The following is a 15,078-nucleotide window of genomic DNA, read 5'->3' as shown; positions in this document are numbered from 1 at the left end:
GATCTCAACCCGATCGAAATGGCCTTCGCCAAGCTCAAGGCGCATCTGCGCGCAAAGGCCATCAGAACCATCGACGCTCTGTGGCAGGCCATCGGCGATATCTGCAATCTGTTCTCCCTAACAGAATGCAGAAACTACTTCACTGCCGCAGGCTATGGACTCACATGAAAATCCGCCGCTCTAGGCGAAGCCAATCGTTCCGTAACCCTCCGCGAAAGGCCGCGGTGGTTCCGATATTGAGCGAAGTGCCGTCAGTGGTTGCCGAACTCAGGTCGGAGACTGACCAGAAGCTTGGCGACCCGGTGGCTTCTCGCAGCCAGCTGCCCGCGGTCCGTTAACCCCATATGCTCCGTGGCTACAGCGAATAGATAGGCTGCGATGTCGCTCGCGGTGGCTCTTTCGTCCATCAGCATGACGTAGGCCATGTCTGCGTAGGCATCATATTCGTCGGAGGCCTGTGGTACGCCGGAAACACCGACAGGATCCCAATCGCGCAGCAAGAGCTCCCGAACCCGAGCTCGGTTCTCTCGTGACTGATAATTGTTTCGCCCGTGGGTCATTCCCTCGTCCTATGCAGGCGCCCGCCGAACACGCTGGTGAAAACGACAGTCATCGTCAACCATCTTGAGTATGTTGGGGGCGCACCCGGGGTCGCCCCTGCCGAAACCGGATTCCGGCCGACGGCAAACTCTCAAAACCCACGGGGCCTAGCAGGAGAGATCACTACTGTTCGCGCAACTCGTCCAGTACCATGGCACGTTGGCGCGCAGCCAGTAGACGACGCGCCGGCTCATTGCTTCTTATCAGCGCGATCAGCCCCTGCAAGCAACCTCACCCCGGCGTTCGGCCGGACGGAGCGAAGCACCTTTTCGTTGCGCTTCGCCATTCGGCGACTTTGCAGACTCGACGTCACGACCTCAGCGTCCCGGCGATCTCACGATCGTCAGGCGTCTGTGTTTTGAGAAGTTCCCAGAGGCTAAGCGCGTGATCAAGCGGTGATGGTCGTGTTTGTGTCGGATGCAGACTATCTGTCCGCCTCCTCCAGAATGGCAACTTTGCCGGCCCGCTTCAAGCCGCGAAGCATTGTGCCGCCATCACGAAACAGTAAGTAAAAATACACATGACCCTATACACAATGTTACCTGAACCGCTCTAATTATTGACGCATCCTTGCTATTGAAAGCTCCCTTCAACCGCCTTTCATGGTAATCGTACTTAAAGTATCCATAAGACATTAGACCAGACAGCAAGAATAGAAATAGCGCCTTCCTGACGGTATCTCCGTCTGTGGATCCAGAGCCAACCACAACTATCCATTCCCCATATCCGGTGGCAATCAACAAAAAGGCAATAACTGCTACCAATGTAGCAAATATGTATAGGTTTTTCATTCTATTCATGGCGTAGCCACTATCGGCCGGCGCCGACGGCTTGGCAATACCCGGGTCCGTAGCAAGCCGTTCCAGCTTGAGAACGGTTGGGAGAACCAATGCGGGTCTATTTGGCCTTCATGTCCTGGCGGTGGGCCGCGTGTCCCAATGGGGCCCGCTTGTGGCGCCGACCGGTCATGAACCGGCGGCGACGTCCATGCGTTGTGTCTCAGCCGGGTGGGTTTGGAACAGCGAAGGAAACGGAAATGACCACGCATCCCAGCACCAGTCGCTTGTCCGCACAGGAACTGCACGACATCGATGCCTACTGGCGTGCCGCCAACTACCTGACCGTCGGGCAGATCTATCTGCTCGACAATCCGCTGCTTCGCGAGCCGCTTCGGCTGGCGCACGTCAAACCCAGGCTGCTTGGGCATTGGGGAACCTCGCCGGGCCTCAGCTTCATATACGCGCATCTCAACCGCGCGATCAGACTTCGCGATGTCAACGTTATTTACATCTGCGGCCCCGGCCATGGCGGACCGGCCATGGTTGCAAACAGCTATCTCGAAGGCACCTATAGCGAGATCAATCCGGATATTTCCCTCGAAGAGGCCGGAATGAGGACGCTCTTCCGGCAGTTTTCCTTTCCGGGAGGCATCCCGAGCCATGCCGCTCCCGATGTGCCCGGGTCGATCCATGAAGGCGGCGAGCTCGGCTACGCGCTTTCGCATGCCTTTGGCGCGGCCTTCGACAACCCGGATCTTATCGTCGCCTGCGTCGTCGGCGACGGCGAGGCGGAAACCGGCCCGCTCGCCACATCCTGGCACTGCAACAAGTTCCTCAACCCGGCGCAGGACGGCGCGGTGCTGCCGATCCTCCATCTCAACGGCTATAAGATCGCCAGTCCCACCATTCTCGCCCGCATCTCTGACGAAGAATTGCGGGCGCTATTCGTCGGCTATGGCTACGAACCGCTGTTCGTCGAGGGTGACGATCCGCCCCTGATGCATGAGCGGATGGCCGTCGTACTCGACGATGCGCTGGACCGCATCCAGGCAATTCAGCAGGCGGCGCGCAGCGGCGGAGAGACTGCCGACGGCCGGCCGAAATGGCCGATGATCATCCTTAGAAGCCCGAAGGGCTGGACAGGCCCCAAGGAGGTCGACGGGCTGAAGACCGAAGGATTCTGGCGCGCGCATCAGGTTCCGCTCTCCGGTCTCGCCGAAAACCCTGCGCATCTGAAGATGCTCGAGGAGTGGCTGAGAAGTTATCGGCCCGAAGAGCTTTTCGATGCCGAGGGCGCGCCAGTGGCCATGATCCGCGCCACTGCCCCGCAAGGCGGCAGACGCATGAGCGCCAATCCGCATGCCAATGGCGGCCTGCTGCGCCGCTCCCTCCAACTGCCAAGCCTGCAAGAGCATGCCGTATCTGTCCAGCAGCCCGGCGGCGTGAAAGCAGAGTCGACCCGTGTGATGGGCGGTTTCCTGCGCGACGTCATGGCATTGAACCAAAGCGCCAAAAACTTCCGCATTGTCGGTCCCGACGAGACGGCTTCGAACCGGCTGCAGGACGTCTTCGAGGTGACCGAGCGCGCCTGGATGGAAAAGATTCTGCCCGAAGATGTGCATCTCGGCCGCGAAGGCAGGGTTCTGGAAATCCTGTCCGAGCATACCTGTCAGGGCTGGCTGGAAGGCTATCTGCTTACCGGCCGGCACGGCCTGTTCTCCTGCTACGAGGCCTTCACGCACATTGTCGATTCCATGTTCAACCAGCATGCGAAATGGCTGGATGCCTGCGGCAAGCTGCCGTGGCGGCGGCCGATTGCGTCCTTGAACTATTTGTTGTCGAGCCATGTCTGGCAGCAGGAGCACAATGGCTTCAGCCATCAGGATCCGGGCTTCATCGATGTCGCCTTGAACAAGAAGGCGGACATCGTGCGCGTCTATCTGCCGGCGGATGCCAACAGCCTGCTTTGCGTGACGGATCATGTGCTTCGGACATGGAACCGCATCAACGTGATCGTCGCCGGCAAAGCCAATTCCTGGCAGTGGCTGTCGATCACCGAGGCGAAAGTCCACTGCAAGGCCGGTATCGGCATATGGGAGTGGGCGTCGACCGACGGCGGGGCAGAGCCGGATGTGGTGATGGCCTGCGCCGGCGACGTGCCGACGCTTGAGACGCTGGCCGCGGTCCAAATTCTGAAACGCCACGTTCCCGGCCTCAAGGTGCGGGTGGTCAACATCGTCGACCTGATGACTTTGCAGCCCAAGGAACACCACCCGCACGGCCTGTCGGATCGTGAATTCGACGCGTTTTTCACGGCCGATAAGCCAGTCATCTTCGCGTATCACGGCTATCCATGGACCATCCATCGCCTGACTTACCGGCGGACCAACCACGACAACATCCACGTGCGCGGCTACAATGAGGAAGGGACGACGACGACGCCCTTCGACATGACCGTGCTCAATGGCCTCGACCGCTATCATCTCGTATTGGGCGTGCTCGACCGCATTCCCGAGCCGGCCGGCGCGCATATCCGGCTGAAGCAGGCAATGGAAGGCAAGCTGATCGAACACCGGGCCTATATCCGCGAGCATGGGCAGGACATGCCCGAGGTCCTCGGCTGGAAATGGGAGCAGTAGTCGATGCCGAAGCGTCAGGCCAAATGGACGAGCGCACGATTGGCCGGGACCGGCCGACCATGACCGATGCCATTCTCGTCCTCAACGGCGGCTCCTCAAGCCTGAAGTTCGCCGTGTTTCAGCAGCGAAGCGAGCTTAACCTGCTGGTGCGTGGCAGCGTGTCGTCGATCGGACATCATCCACGATTGCAGGTCGCGCCCAGAGAATTGTCACGCGAAATCGACAGGAGCCTGGGAGACGGACCGATCGGGATGGCCAAGGCGTTCGAGGCCATAGCTTCCTATCTCGAGGATCACGCTCTTTTGCGCCGGATCGGCACTGTCGGGCACCGCATCGTCCATGGCGGGCAAGAACTTACCCAAGCGACCTTGCTCGACGAGCGCACGCTCGACGCGCTGCATAGGCTTGAGCCGCTCGCACCGATCCATCAGGCGATCAACCTGGAGATCGTCCATCTGGCCGGTCGGCTTTTGCCGGAAGCCAAGCAAGTCGGCTGCTTCGATACGGCCTTTCACACGGCGCGTCCGGAGCTTGCCAGGCTCTATGGCTTGCCGCGCGAGATGTCGGAACGGGGCATCGTCTCCTACGGCTTCCACGGGCTCTCCTACAGGTACATCGCAGCGAAGCTCCGCGAGCGCTACGGCGACGCTGCCGGTGGCCGAACGATTGCCGCCCATCTCGGCAGCGGCGCGAGCCTGTGTGCGATGAAGGCAGGGGTAAGCCTCGCCACGACCATGGGTTTTTCGACGCTTGACGGCCTCGTCATGAGCACCCGTTGCGGCGCTATCGATCCTGGCGTGATCCTGCACCTTCTGCAGGAGCGCAAGCTGTCGGCCGACCGAGTGACCGAATTGCTCTACGAGCAGTCCGGCCTGCTGGGCGTATCCGGCATTTCCGGAGACATGCAGGCGCTGCTTGGGTCGAAAGACCCGGCGGCGGCGCGCGCCGTCGCGCTCTTCGTCTATCGCGCCGGACGTGAGATTGGATCGCTCGCGGCCGCGCTTGGAGGCCTCGACACGCTCGTGTTCACCGCCGGCATCGGCGAAAATGCATGGCAGATCCGGCAAGAGATCTGCGAGGCTGCTGCCTGGCTTGGTGTCGTGGTCGACCACGGTTTAAATCGCAGCGGCGAAGCGCTGGTCAGCGCGCGAGAGTCCAGCGTCGATGTTCTTGTCATTCCGGCCGACGAGGAACGTGCCGTGGCCACGCAGCTCCTCGACCTCGACACGGTCTGATCTGCCCGCGGCAGGATCGCAGGGATTAGCTCGGTAACTTGGCGCAGAGCTTCCGCTGAACCAGGACGAGCGTCGGGCGATCGGGCGTCGCGCGGGGCCGTTTTCGTTCGCGTCACTTTCCCTTCAAGCTCGACTCGGCGATGGTCAGCCCGGCGCCTCGCGCCCTATATCCGGCCGCGCGGCCAAATGCATAAGGAGCGGAAGATGCGGCAGGCACTGATCGTATGGGGCGGCTGGGAAGGGCATGAACCCGAAGCCGGGGCGCGAGTCGTCAAAGCTATGCTTGAGGAGCAAGGCTTTGCCGTGCGCTTGGAAAATACGACCGCGGTGTTCGCCGACCCGGCGATCGCCGACCTCAGCCTGATCGTGCCGATCTACACCATGTCCAAGATCGCCAAGGCCGAAGAGGCGAACCTCACCAAAGCGGTCGAAAACGGCGTCGGCCTCGGCGGCTATCACGGCGGCATGGGCGACGCGTTTCGCGAATCGACGGACTACCAGTTCATGTGCGGCGGCCAGTGGGTCGCCCATCCCGGCAACATCCTCGACTATCGTGTGAATATCGTGCGGCGCGACGACCCGATCGTGGCAGGCATCGACGATTTCCAATACCGCTCCGAGCAATATTACATGCATGTCGATCCATCGAACGACGTGCTGGCGACCACCACCTTCTCGGGCGAGCACGCGCCGTGGATCGCCGGCGTTGTCATGCCCGTGATTTGGAAGCGCCGGCACGGCAAAGGGCGGGTGTTCTATTCGTCGCTCGGCCACGCGGCCAAGGAATTCGAGGTGCCGCAGATGCGCACCATCCTGCGCCGCGGACTTGTGTGGGCGGCGCGCTGAACGCGCCCGTCGGTGCGGGCTGACGCCGGTGGCGGCCGGATTTCCCGAACCGAAAGCATCACCGACCCGCTCCTATGATCATAACAGATCATATGAATGAGTGATTTACATAAGACATAAGCTTTCATACAACTGCCGGCAGCAACTTGCTCTATCGGGAGAGGATTGCGTGGAAAATATCGTTCCTTCGGACGCAACCGGGTGGATGCCTTCGGTCGACCAGGGCGGCGCAAGCGTGCACAACGCCGTCGTCAGCGTGCTGGGCAGCCGCATCCTGGGCGGCGACTATGCTCCCGGTGCAGCCTTGCCGCGCGAGGAGGAGCTCTGCGCCATGCTGGGCGTCAGCCGCACCTCGGTTCGGGAAGCGGTCAAGGTGCTGTCGGCCAAAGGTCTTGTCGAGGCCAGGCGGCGGGCGGGCGTGCGCGTGCTGCCGCGCGACAGCTGGCGCCTGCTCGACCCGGTGGTGCTCGGCTGGCACCCTTCCATCCAGGATGACGAGGAGCTGGTTTCCGGCCTGCTCGAGGCGCGCCGCATCTTCGAGCCGGCGGCGGCCGAGCTTGCGGCAAGGCGCGCCAGCGCCGCCGATCTCGCCGAAATCGAACGCGCGGTCGTCGGCATGCGCGACAATATCCCGGGCGACCTCAACGCGGTCTGCCAGGCGGACCTTGCCTTCCACAAGGGCGTCATCGCCGCCAGCCATAATGTCGTGCTCAAGGGGCTGGTCGGCATGCTGGAAGCTGCCCTGCGCGCCACCTTCCTGGTCACCAATCCGTTGATGGAGGCGCAATCGCGCGCGCTGTCGGCGCATGTCGCGGTGCTGGAGGCGATCCGCGTCCGCGATACCGCCGGCGCCCGCGGCGCCATGAACAGGCTGCTTGACATCGCCGCCGACGATCTTCACGCCAGAGGGTGACGTTTCCGGCTTGACGCCATTTTTTATCATATGATATTTCAATTTCATATGATCTAATTAGCGTCATGGGAGGAGTTGCGCTTGAGGATCGTGGCCATCACCACGCGCGTCGTGAACGCGGATATGCGCAACTGGGTGTTCGTGCGTGTCGAGACCGACCAGCCGGGCCTCTACGGTTGGGGCGAGGCGACGCTGGAATGGAAAACCCAGGCCGTCGTCGGCGCCGTCAATGACCTCGCGCCGCTTCTGGTCGGCCGCGACCCGCGCGACATCGAGCAGGCGGTGCGCATCCTCAAAAAGCACTCGTTCTGGCGGCTCGGCGTCATCGGCATGTCGGCGGTTTCCGGCATCGAGCTGGCGCTCTGGGACATTTTTGGCAAATGGCTCGATCAGCCGGTCTGGCGCTTGCTCGGCGGCAAGGTGCGCGACCGGGTCAAGGTCTACACGCATCTCGGCCTCGGCGACATGCGCGCCGTCTACGAAACGTTGGAGACCGAGCCGTTGGTGCGGCGCGCCTCCGAAGTGGTTGCCACGGGCTATCGCGCGCTGAAGGCCGTCTTCATCCCCTACAGCCACTATCATGCGCCGCTCGTCGAGGTCGACAAGGTCGGCCGCCTAATGGAGGCGCTGCGCAAGACAGTCGGTCCCGAAGTCGAGATCATGGTCGATTTCCACGGCCGTCCCGCCTCGGCCTCCACCGCGCTCGCCTATATCGACGCGCTTGCGCCCTACCGACCGATGTTCGTCGAAGAGCCGCTGCCGCCGGGTGAGACCGGCGCGCTGGCGCAGCTCGTCGCCAAATCGCGCGTGCCGATCGCCACCGGCGAGCGGCTGATCGATCGTCCCGAATTCGACGACCTTTTCCGGGCAAGGGCGGTCGACATCGTGCAGCCGGACATCTGCCACTGCGGCGGCCTGCTCGAGGCGAAGAAAATCGCCGCCATGGCCGAGGCGGTCTCGGTGGGTGTGGCGCCGCACAATCCGCTCGGTCCGATCGCCGGCGCGGCGGCGCTGCATTTCGCGGTCTCCACGCCCAATCACCTGATCCAGGAAGAGATGGTCGGTGCCGTGCCCTGGTATTTCGAGGTGGTGAAAGGGCCGATCCGCATGATCGACGGCTGCTGGCAGGTGCCGGATGCGCCCGGGCTCGGCGTCGAGGTCGACGAAGCGGTCGCCGATCGGCATCCCTACAGGCCGGAGGTCATGCACACCACCAATGCCGTCCTTGCCGACGGCACCATCGTGGACTGGTGACCATGGCCGGGCGACTGAAGGACAAGGTGGTGATTGTCACCGGCGCCGGGCGCGGCATCGGCGAGGCGACGGCGCGCGCGATGGCCGCCGAGGGTGCGGCCATCGTCGTGGCCGAAAAGGATGCGCTCAGCGGAAAGAGCGTTGCCGCGTCGCTGGTCGAAGCCGGCGCTCGGGCGCTGTTCGTGGAGACCGACGTCGCCGATATCGCATCCTGCAAAGCGATGGCCGAGCAAGCGCTTGCCACCTTCGGCCGCATCGACGTGCTGGTCGCCAATGCCGGCATCAACGTTTTCCACGAGCCGCTGGAAACCACGGAAGAGGAATGGCGGCGCTGCTTTGCCGTCGATCTCGACGGGGTGTGGTATTCGGCGCGCGCCGTGCTGCCGGCGATGCGGGCTCAGACGCAGGGTTCGATCGTGGCGATCGCTTCGTGCCATTCTTTCGCGATCATCCCCTCGACCTTTCCCTATCCGGTTGCCAAGCACGGACTGCTCGGCCTGGTACGATCGCTCGGCGTTCAATACGCGGCCGAAGGTGTTCGCGTGAACGCGATCGCACCCGGCTACATCGAGACGCAGATCGCGGTCGACTACTGGAACACCTTTCCTGATCCGCAGGCGGAGCGCCAGCGCACCTACGACCTGCACCCGCCGCGCCGCATCGGGCGGCCGGAGGAGGTGGCGATGACTGCCGTCTTCCTCGGCTCCGACGAGGCCCCGTTCATCAACGCGGCCTGCATCGTCATCGATGGCGGGCGCTCGGTTCTCTACCACGAATGAGGTTTCGCACCGGCGGCCGGTCGCCGGAAACGTCTTCAAGCAAAAAGGACTCCCGCCGGCCGGGATCGATGGAGGAGGAAACCATGAAACGCATGATCAGGACGTGGCTTGCTGTGGCCGCGACCGCAGCCGTCGCGCTGACGGTCCACGACGCCGGCGCGCAGGACAAGATGAAGTTCGGCTATATCAACAAGATGGGCGACCATCCCTGGTTCGTCCGCGAGGTGAAGGGCGCCAAGGACAAGGCCGCCGAGCTCGGCGTCGACCTGCTTGTCCAGGACGTTCAGTTCGACGCCAACCTCGCCGTCACCACCTTCGACACCTATGTCGGCGACGGCGTGAAGGGCATCGCCGTGGTGGTACCGGACCGCTCGCTCGGCCCGGTCGTCGCCGACAAAGCAAAGGCCGCCAAGATCGGCCTGATTGCTGTCGACGACGACATCGCCTTCGCCGACGGCACGCCGGTCGCCTATGTCGGCATGAACGCGCTCAACATCGGCAAGCAGGTCGGCGGCGAGATTGCCCGCATCGTCAAGGCCGAAGGCTGGGACAAGGACCTCTCCAAGGTCCGCGTCGGCTCGATCGAGGACCAGAAGGCCGACACCTGCATGCGCCGCAACAAGGGCGCGGAGGAAGCGTTGGTCGCGGCGATCCCGGAGATCAAGTCGCGCATCGTCTCGATTCCCTACGACAATACGATGGTCAACTCGATCGATGTCGTGTCGACGACGCTGACGGCCAATCCGGACGCCGAGAAGTGGATCTTCTACTCCTGCAATGACGACGGCGTGCTCGGCGGCGTGCGCGCCACAGAGAATGCCGGCATGAAGCCGGAGAACGTCATCGGCATCGGCATCGACGGCTCCCGCTCCTGCGAGGCCTTCGGTTCCGGCAAGCCGACGGGCTTCCGCGGCACCATGTGGCTGGACAGCGCCAAGCACGGCGCCGCCGCCATCCAGGCGCTCTACGACCAAGCCACCGGCAAGGAGATGCAGAAGGACTATTTCCAGGACGCCACGCTGATCAGCGGCGAGAACTTCGCCAAGTTCAAGGACACTCTCGGTTGCAAGTCCTAGGCTCCCTTTCGGGCTCGGAGCGGATGGCCTTTGGGCGGGCGGCTTCAAAGGGAGGCTCCCGCCCATGACCGTGCCCGTCGTTTCCGTCGAAGGCGTCAGCAAGCGCTTCGGCGCCGTGCAGGCGCTGCGCGACGTGTCGGTCGCTTTCAACGTCGGCGAGATCACCGCGCTGATCGGCGAGAACGGCGCCGGCAAGTCGACGCTGATGCGCGTGCTGGAGGGCGAGCATCGGCCGGATAGCGGCCGGGTTCTGGTCGACGGGCAGCCGGTGCAGCTCAGCTCGCCGCGCGCCGCACACGGCTCGGGCATCCGCGTCATCCATCAGGAGCCGGAGATCATCCCGGAGCTTACGGTGGCGGAAAACATCTTCATCGGGGACATCAAGGCGCGGGGCGGGATTTTTCTCGACCGCGCTGATCTCGAAAGACGCAGTCTCGACCTGTTGCGCACCTTTGGCGTGGTCGACGTGCTTTCGCCCGGGCAGCGCTGCCATGGCCTGAGCCCGGCGCTCAGGCAGCTGATCGAAATCATGCGCGCGCTGCGGCCGGGCGCGCGGCTGCTTGCCTTCGACGAGCCGACCTCGTCTTTGACGGAGGACGAGGCGCAACGGCTGTTCCGCGTCATCCGGCGCCTGAAGGCCGACGGCGTCGCGGTGATCTACATCTCGCACCGGCTGCGCGAGATCATCGAGCTTGCCGATCGGTGCGTGGTGATGCGCGACGGCAGCCGCGTCGCCGACGAACCAATCGCGGCGCTCGACGAGCAGCGCATGGTGCGGCTGATGGTCGGCAGGCCGGTAAGCGACCTGTTCAACCGAAAAGTGCGCGCGCTCGGGCCGGTCCGGCTGGCGCTCGAAGGCGTCACGACACGCCGCGTCGACGGGATCAGCTTCGAGGTCAGGGCAGGCGAGATCGTCGGCCTGGGCGGATTGGTCGGCGCGGGACGGACGGAAGTCGCGCGCGCCGTCGTCGGCCTCGATCCACTGCTCTCCGGGCGGATGGCCGTCGGCGGCCGGCCTTACAGGCCGCGCGAGCCGGCGGATGCGGTTGCCGCCGGAATCGGGCTGGTGCCGGAGGACCGCAAGCAGGAGGCCCTGCTTTTGATGCAGGCGGTGCGCGACAATGTCAGCCTCGTGGTACCCGACAAGGTGTCGCGCTACGGCTTCTTCAGCCGCAGGCGCGAGCGCGCGCTGGTCGCCCGCCATGTCGCCGAGCTCCGGGTCAAGACGCCGTCGATCGAGCAGGCCGTCGGGAAATTGTCCGGCGGCAACCAGCAGAAAGTCGTCTTCGCGCGCTGGCAGGCACGGGGGCCGGCGGTCCTGATCCTCGACGAGCCGACGCGCGGCATCGATGTCGGCGCCAAGGCGGAGATCTACAGGCTCATCGAAAGCCTGGCCGACCAGGGCCTCGCCATCCTGCTCATCTCCTCGGAGATGCCAGAGCTGCTCGGCCTTGCCGACCGCGTCCTGGTCATGCAGAGCGGCCGCATCAGTGGCGAGCTGCCGTGGCAAGAGGCGAGCGAGGAGGCGGTGCTGGCACTGGCCATGCGCTCGGACAAGAAAGCAATCGAAAGGAGGGTGTCGTGACCGATACCGCGACCGCCGGACGCGAGCGCGCGCCGGCCAGCCTGTTTGGCCGCATCGGCGCGCAAAACATCAGCCTGCTGATCGCTCTGGTCGTGCTGCTGGCGATCTTTGGCGTGTTGAGGCCGGACGTCTTCTTCACGCCGCGCAACCTGATCAACATAGGCCTCGCGGTCACCATTCTCGGCATCCTGGCAATGGCGCAGACCGTCGTCATCGTATCGGGCGGGCTCGACATCTCGGTCGGGTCGATCGTCGGCCTGAGCACGATGGTGCTGGCCGTCGCCGCCCAGGAAACCGGCTCGATCCCCGCCGGCATCCTCGCCGGCCTGCTCGCCGGATTGCTGGCAGGCGCAGTCAACGGGCTGATCATCGTCTACGGGCCGGTCAATGCGGTGATCGCGACGCTTGGCACGATGTCGGCCTTCCGCGGCCTCGCCTATCTGATGAACAACGGCAATTCCATACCGATCACCGGCGACAGCCTGCGCGCGCTGGGCATCGGCACGCTGTTCGGGCTGCCCTTCGCCATCTGGCTGCTGATCGCGGCGATGGCGGCTTTCATCGTTTTCACCCGTGAGACGGTCGTCGGCCGCAACATCTACGCGCTCGGCGGCAATCCGACGGTGGCGCGGCTCGCCGGCATCCCGATCCGCCGCTACCAGATCTCGATCTATGCGATGAGCGGCTTCGCCGCGGCGGTGGCGGGTCTGGTGCTCGCCAGCCGCACCATGTCCGGACAGCCCGCCTCCGGCAGCCAGGGGCTGGAGCTCGAGGCTATCACCGCCGCGATCCTCGGCGGCTGCGCGCTGCAGGGCGGCAAGGGCACGATCATCGGCGCCATGTTAGGGGTGCTGATCATCGGCGTCCTCAACAACGGCATGATCCTGACCTCCGTGCCGACCTTCTACCAGCTGCTCGCCAAGGGCGCGCTGCTGATCCTGGCCGTCATCGTGCAAGAGCGCCAGCGGGCCCGGTCGGGAGAATAGCCCCGCAAGGGGTTAGACGCTTTCGAGATAGGTCTCGATCTCGAAGTCGCTGACATTGAGCGCGAAGGTGTTCAACTCCTGGCGTTTGCAGGCGATGAAAGCGTCGCGCAGCACGGCCGGGAAGATTTCGGCGACGCGCTTGCCGGTCTCGAAGGCGGCGATCGCCGAGGCCCAGTCAGGCGGCAGCTTGGCAAGCGTGAGGCCCTGTCCCTCGCCGCCGGTCGGCTCGCCAGGCGACAGCTGCCGCTCGATGCCCATCAGCGCGGCACCCAGGATCGCCGCCAGCACCAGATAGGGATTGGCGTCGGCCCCGGAAACGCGATGCTCGATGCGGCGCGCGGCAGACGGGCCGCCTGGAATGCGGATCGCCACCATGCGGTTTTCGTAGCCCCAGGCGACAGCCGTCGGCGCATAGGACCGTGGCCGCAGCCGGCGATAAGAATTGAAATGCGGCGCGAACACCAGCGTGCTTTCGGCCATGGCCGCGAGCAGGCCGCCGACGGCGTGGCGCATGGTGTCGGAGCCCTGGTCGCTGCCGTCGTCGAAGATGTTGCGGCCGTCCTTGTCGAGCACGCTGAAATGAACATGGAAACCGTTGCCGGCGCGCTCGCCATAGGGCTTGGCCATAAAGCAGGCGGCAAAGCCGTGCTTGTGCGCGATGCCCTTGACCGTGCGCTTGAAAAGCACGGCGTCGTCCGCGGCGCGCAAGGCATCCGGAACGTGGTTGAGGTTGATCTCGAACTGGCCGACGCCGTTCTCGGCGATCGCCGTATCGACCGGAATGCCCTGCATGCGGCAGGCTTCGTAGATGTCGTGGATGAAGCCTTCGAAATCGTCGATTTCGTCGATCGAAAGCGCGGCATCGGAATCGAGACGCCGGCCGGTGACCGGCGAGACAGGACCGACCGGACGCTGCGATGTCGGATCGACGAGGTAGAATTCAAGCTCGGTCGCGGTAACCGGCGTCAGGCCCAGCCCTGCGTAGCGGTCGAGGATGCGGGCGAGCGCGCGGCGCGGATCGCCGAGATAGGGTGCGCCGGCCTCGTCGGCGAGCCACAGCGGCAAAAGCGCCGTCGGATGCGCCGTCCAGTTGACGGGCAGGATGCCGCGTCCGGTCCAATGGCAAAGCCCGTCGGCGTCACCCGTCGAGAAAACCTGGACGTTGCCTTCGATGTCCTCGCCCCAGATGTCGAGCCCGATCAGCGAATAAGGCATGCGCAGCTTGCCTTCGAGCGCCTTGCGCGCCTGCTCGACCGGGATCCGCTTGCCGCGCATGATGCCGTTCAGGTCGCACACCGCGGCCCGCAGGCTCTGGATGTCGCCTCTGCTTTCAAGCCAGTTCAAAACGTCCGCAATTGCATCGCCCAATTTCCAGCCCCTGTTCTTTCGGAGGTGCTGCAGCCGTTCCGGCTACGATATCCATTTCACAGCTTGTGAGTTTATGAAGGTCGCCATGGATGACTCCAGGCAGCTTTGCTTCATTTTTTCAATTCACTAGCCGGGATATCGGGCGGCATTTGGGGTCCTTTTCCCGCGATCTGCGATCGCAACATAGCTGGCGGGCCAGGGAAAGCCAAGGGGCATTTGTGCGGTCAACGTTGAGGTGGCTGCCGGTGGCAATTCCTCGATCTACGCTGAGGCATTAGTGCCGCAATTCAGGAAACTTGATCTGTTTGAGAATGTGCGTCGCGCCCTCGTCGATGTCGCGCACGATGGCCGCGCGGGCTCGTTCGCCGTCCTGGACCTCGATCGCCGCCACGACCTCTTCATGATAGTCGATGCCGAGAATGGCGGCGAGGTCGTCCTCGAAGCCGATGCGCAGGTTGCGGAGAAAGGGGCCCACCTGCATCCACACGGTCTCGATGAGGAAGATCATCTGCTCGTTGCCGCAGTGGCGGTAGATCGAGAACTTGAAGTCGTGATTCTTGCGCAGGTAATCGTCGATGTCGCCGCTGCGGGCGGCCTGGGTGAGCTCTGTGCAATGTCGGCGGATGGCGCGCAGATTGTTGCCGTTGATGAGGCTGGTGGCGAGCTCGGTGGCCGTGCCTTCCAGGACCATGCGCACGTCGGTGAGCTGCTGGAAACGGTCGGCCGAAATCATCGGCACCTCGACGCTTCCGTTCGGCATCGGGCTCAGCGCCCTGAGCGCCTGCAGCCGCATGAAGGCGCTGCGCACCGGCATGTCGCTGGTGCCGAGCTCCTTGGCGAGCTTGCGCGAGGTCAGCTTCTGGCCGGGCTGGAGCTGACCCGACATCAGCGCACGCACCAGTTCCAGATAGACTTTCTCATGCAGCGGTACTGTGTCGAGGGCAGTCAGTCCGAATTGTGTTTTGTCGGCCATTGGCTATGCGCTACTTCGTCCGTCCCTGAAATCTGTTTAGCCGCT

General features: G+C 63.8%; 11 protein-coding genes and 1 pseudogene. 10 read left to right on the top strand and 2 right to left on the bottom strand.

Translation table 11 applies throughout. The annotated features are described in order from the left end of the window. The 10 genes and pseudogenes from CK218_RS31030 to CK218_RS03490 all read left to right on the top strand — a co-directional run. Window positions 1–168: pseudogene (locus CK218_RS31030) on the top strand (IS630 family transposase); the annotation flags it as partial. A gap of 1,468 nt (window positions 169–1,636) precedes the next feature. Further along, window positions 1,637–4,018 carry a phosphoketolase family protein gene (locus CK218_RS03530; protein WP_095826839.1) on the top strand — a complete coding sequence of 794 codons (2,382 nt, stop codon included), beginning with the start codon at window positions 1,637–1,639 and terminating at the stop codon, window positions 4,016–4,018. A 59-nt stretch (window positions 4,019–4,077) separates the two neighbouring features. Then, on the top strand, window positions 4,078–5,253 hold the full coding sequence (locus tag CK218_RS03525) for an acetate/propionate family kinase (RefSeq protein ID WP_095826886.1): 1,176 nt from the start codon (window positions 4,078–4,080) through the stop codon (window positions 5,251–5,253). Between the two features lie 204 nt (window positions 5,254–5,457). Beyond that, entirely contained in the window at window positions 5,458–6,099 is a 642-nt protein-coding gene (locus CK218_RS03520; protein WP_095826885.1) for a ThuA domain-containing protein, read from the top strand. Window positions 6,100–6,268: 169 nt separating this feature from the next. Continuing rightward, window positions 6,269–7,012: a FadR/GntR family transcriptional regulator gene (locus CK218_RS03515; RefSeq protein WP_082953630.1), complete on the top strand. Its 744-nt coding sequence runs from the start codon at window positions 6,269–6,271 to the stop codon at window positions 7,010–7,012. 90 nt (window positions 7,013–7,102) lie between these two features. Continuing rightward, a complete protein-coding gene (gene dgoD, locus CK218_RS03510) occupies window positions 7,103–8,266 on the top strand; it encodes a galactonate dehydratase (protein ID WP_245299514.1) in 1,164 nt (387 codons plus the stop codon). Window positions 8,267–8,268: 2 nt separating this feature from the next. Further along, on the top strand, window positions 8,269–9,045 hold the full coding sequence (locus tag CK218_RS03505) for an SDR family oxidoreductase (protein WP_066990055.1): 777 nt from the start codon (window positions 8,269–8,271) through the stop codon (window positions 9,043–9,045). Window positions 9,046–9,128: 83 nt separating this feature from the next. Next, window positions 9,129–10,121, top strand: coding sequence for a substrate-binding domain-containing protein (locus tag CK218_RS03500; RefSeq protein ID WP_082980319.1), 993 nt, complete (start codon window positions 9,129–9,131; stop codon window positions 10,119–10,121). 64 nt (window positions 10,122–10,185) lie between these two features. Next, the gene (locus CK218_RS03495; RefSeq protein ID WP_095826838.1) at window positions 10,186–11,706 is read left to right on the top strand and encodes a sugar ABC transporter ATP-binding protein; all 1,521 of its coding nucleotides are present in this window, start codon (window positions 10,186–10,188) and stop codon (window positions 11,704–11,706) included. Continuing rightward, entirely contained in the window at window positions 11,703–12,692 is a 990-nt protein-coding gene (locus CK218_RS03490) for an ABC transporter permease (protein ID WP_082953629.1), read from the top strand. The genes CK218_RS03495 and CK218_RS03490 overlap by 4 nt, the downstream gene beginning before the upstream one ends. A gap of 12 nt (window positions 12,693–12,704) precedes the next feature. On the opposite strand, the gene CK218_RS03485 is transcribed toward CK218_RS03490, so the two are convergent. Both CK218_RS03485 and CK218_RS03480 read right to left on the bottom strand, forming a co-directional pair. After that, window positions 12,705–14,060 (bottom strand): glutamine synthetase family protein, encoded by a 1,356-nt coding sequence (locus tag CK218_RS03485; protein ID WP_095826837.1) that lies wholly within the window; start codon window positions 14,058–14,060, stop codon window positions 12,705–12,707. Between the two features lie 274 nt (window positions 14,061–14,334). Beyond that, window positions 14,335–15,033, bottom strand: a complete 699-nt coding sequence (locus tag CK218_RS03480; protein ID WP_095826836.1) for a GntR family transcriptional regulator — start codon at window positions 15,031–15,033, stop codon at window positions 14,335–14,337. Window positions 15,034–15,078: the final 45 nt, after the last annotated feature.

It is taken from the genome of Mesorhizobium sp. WSM3879, from assembly GCF_002294915.1.
GTDB lineage: Bacteria > Pseudomonadota > Alphaproteobacteria > Rhizobiales > Rhizobiaceae > Mesorhizobium.
Note: the sequence above shows the minus strand (reverse complement) of the source record. Positions and strands in the feature narration are given on the sequence as shown.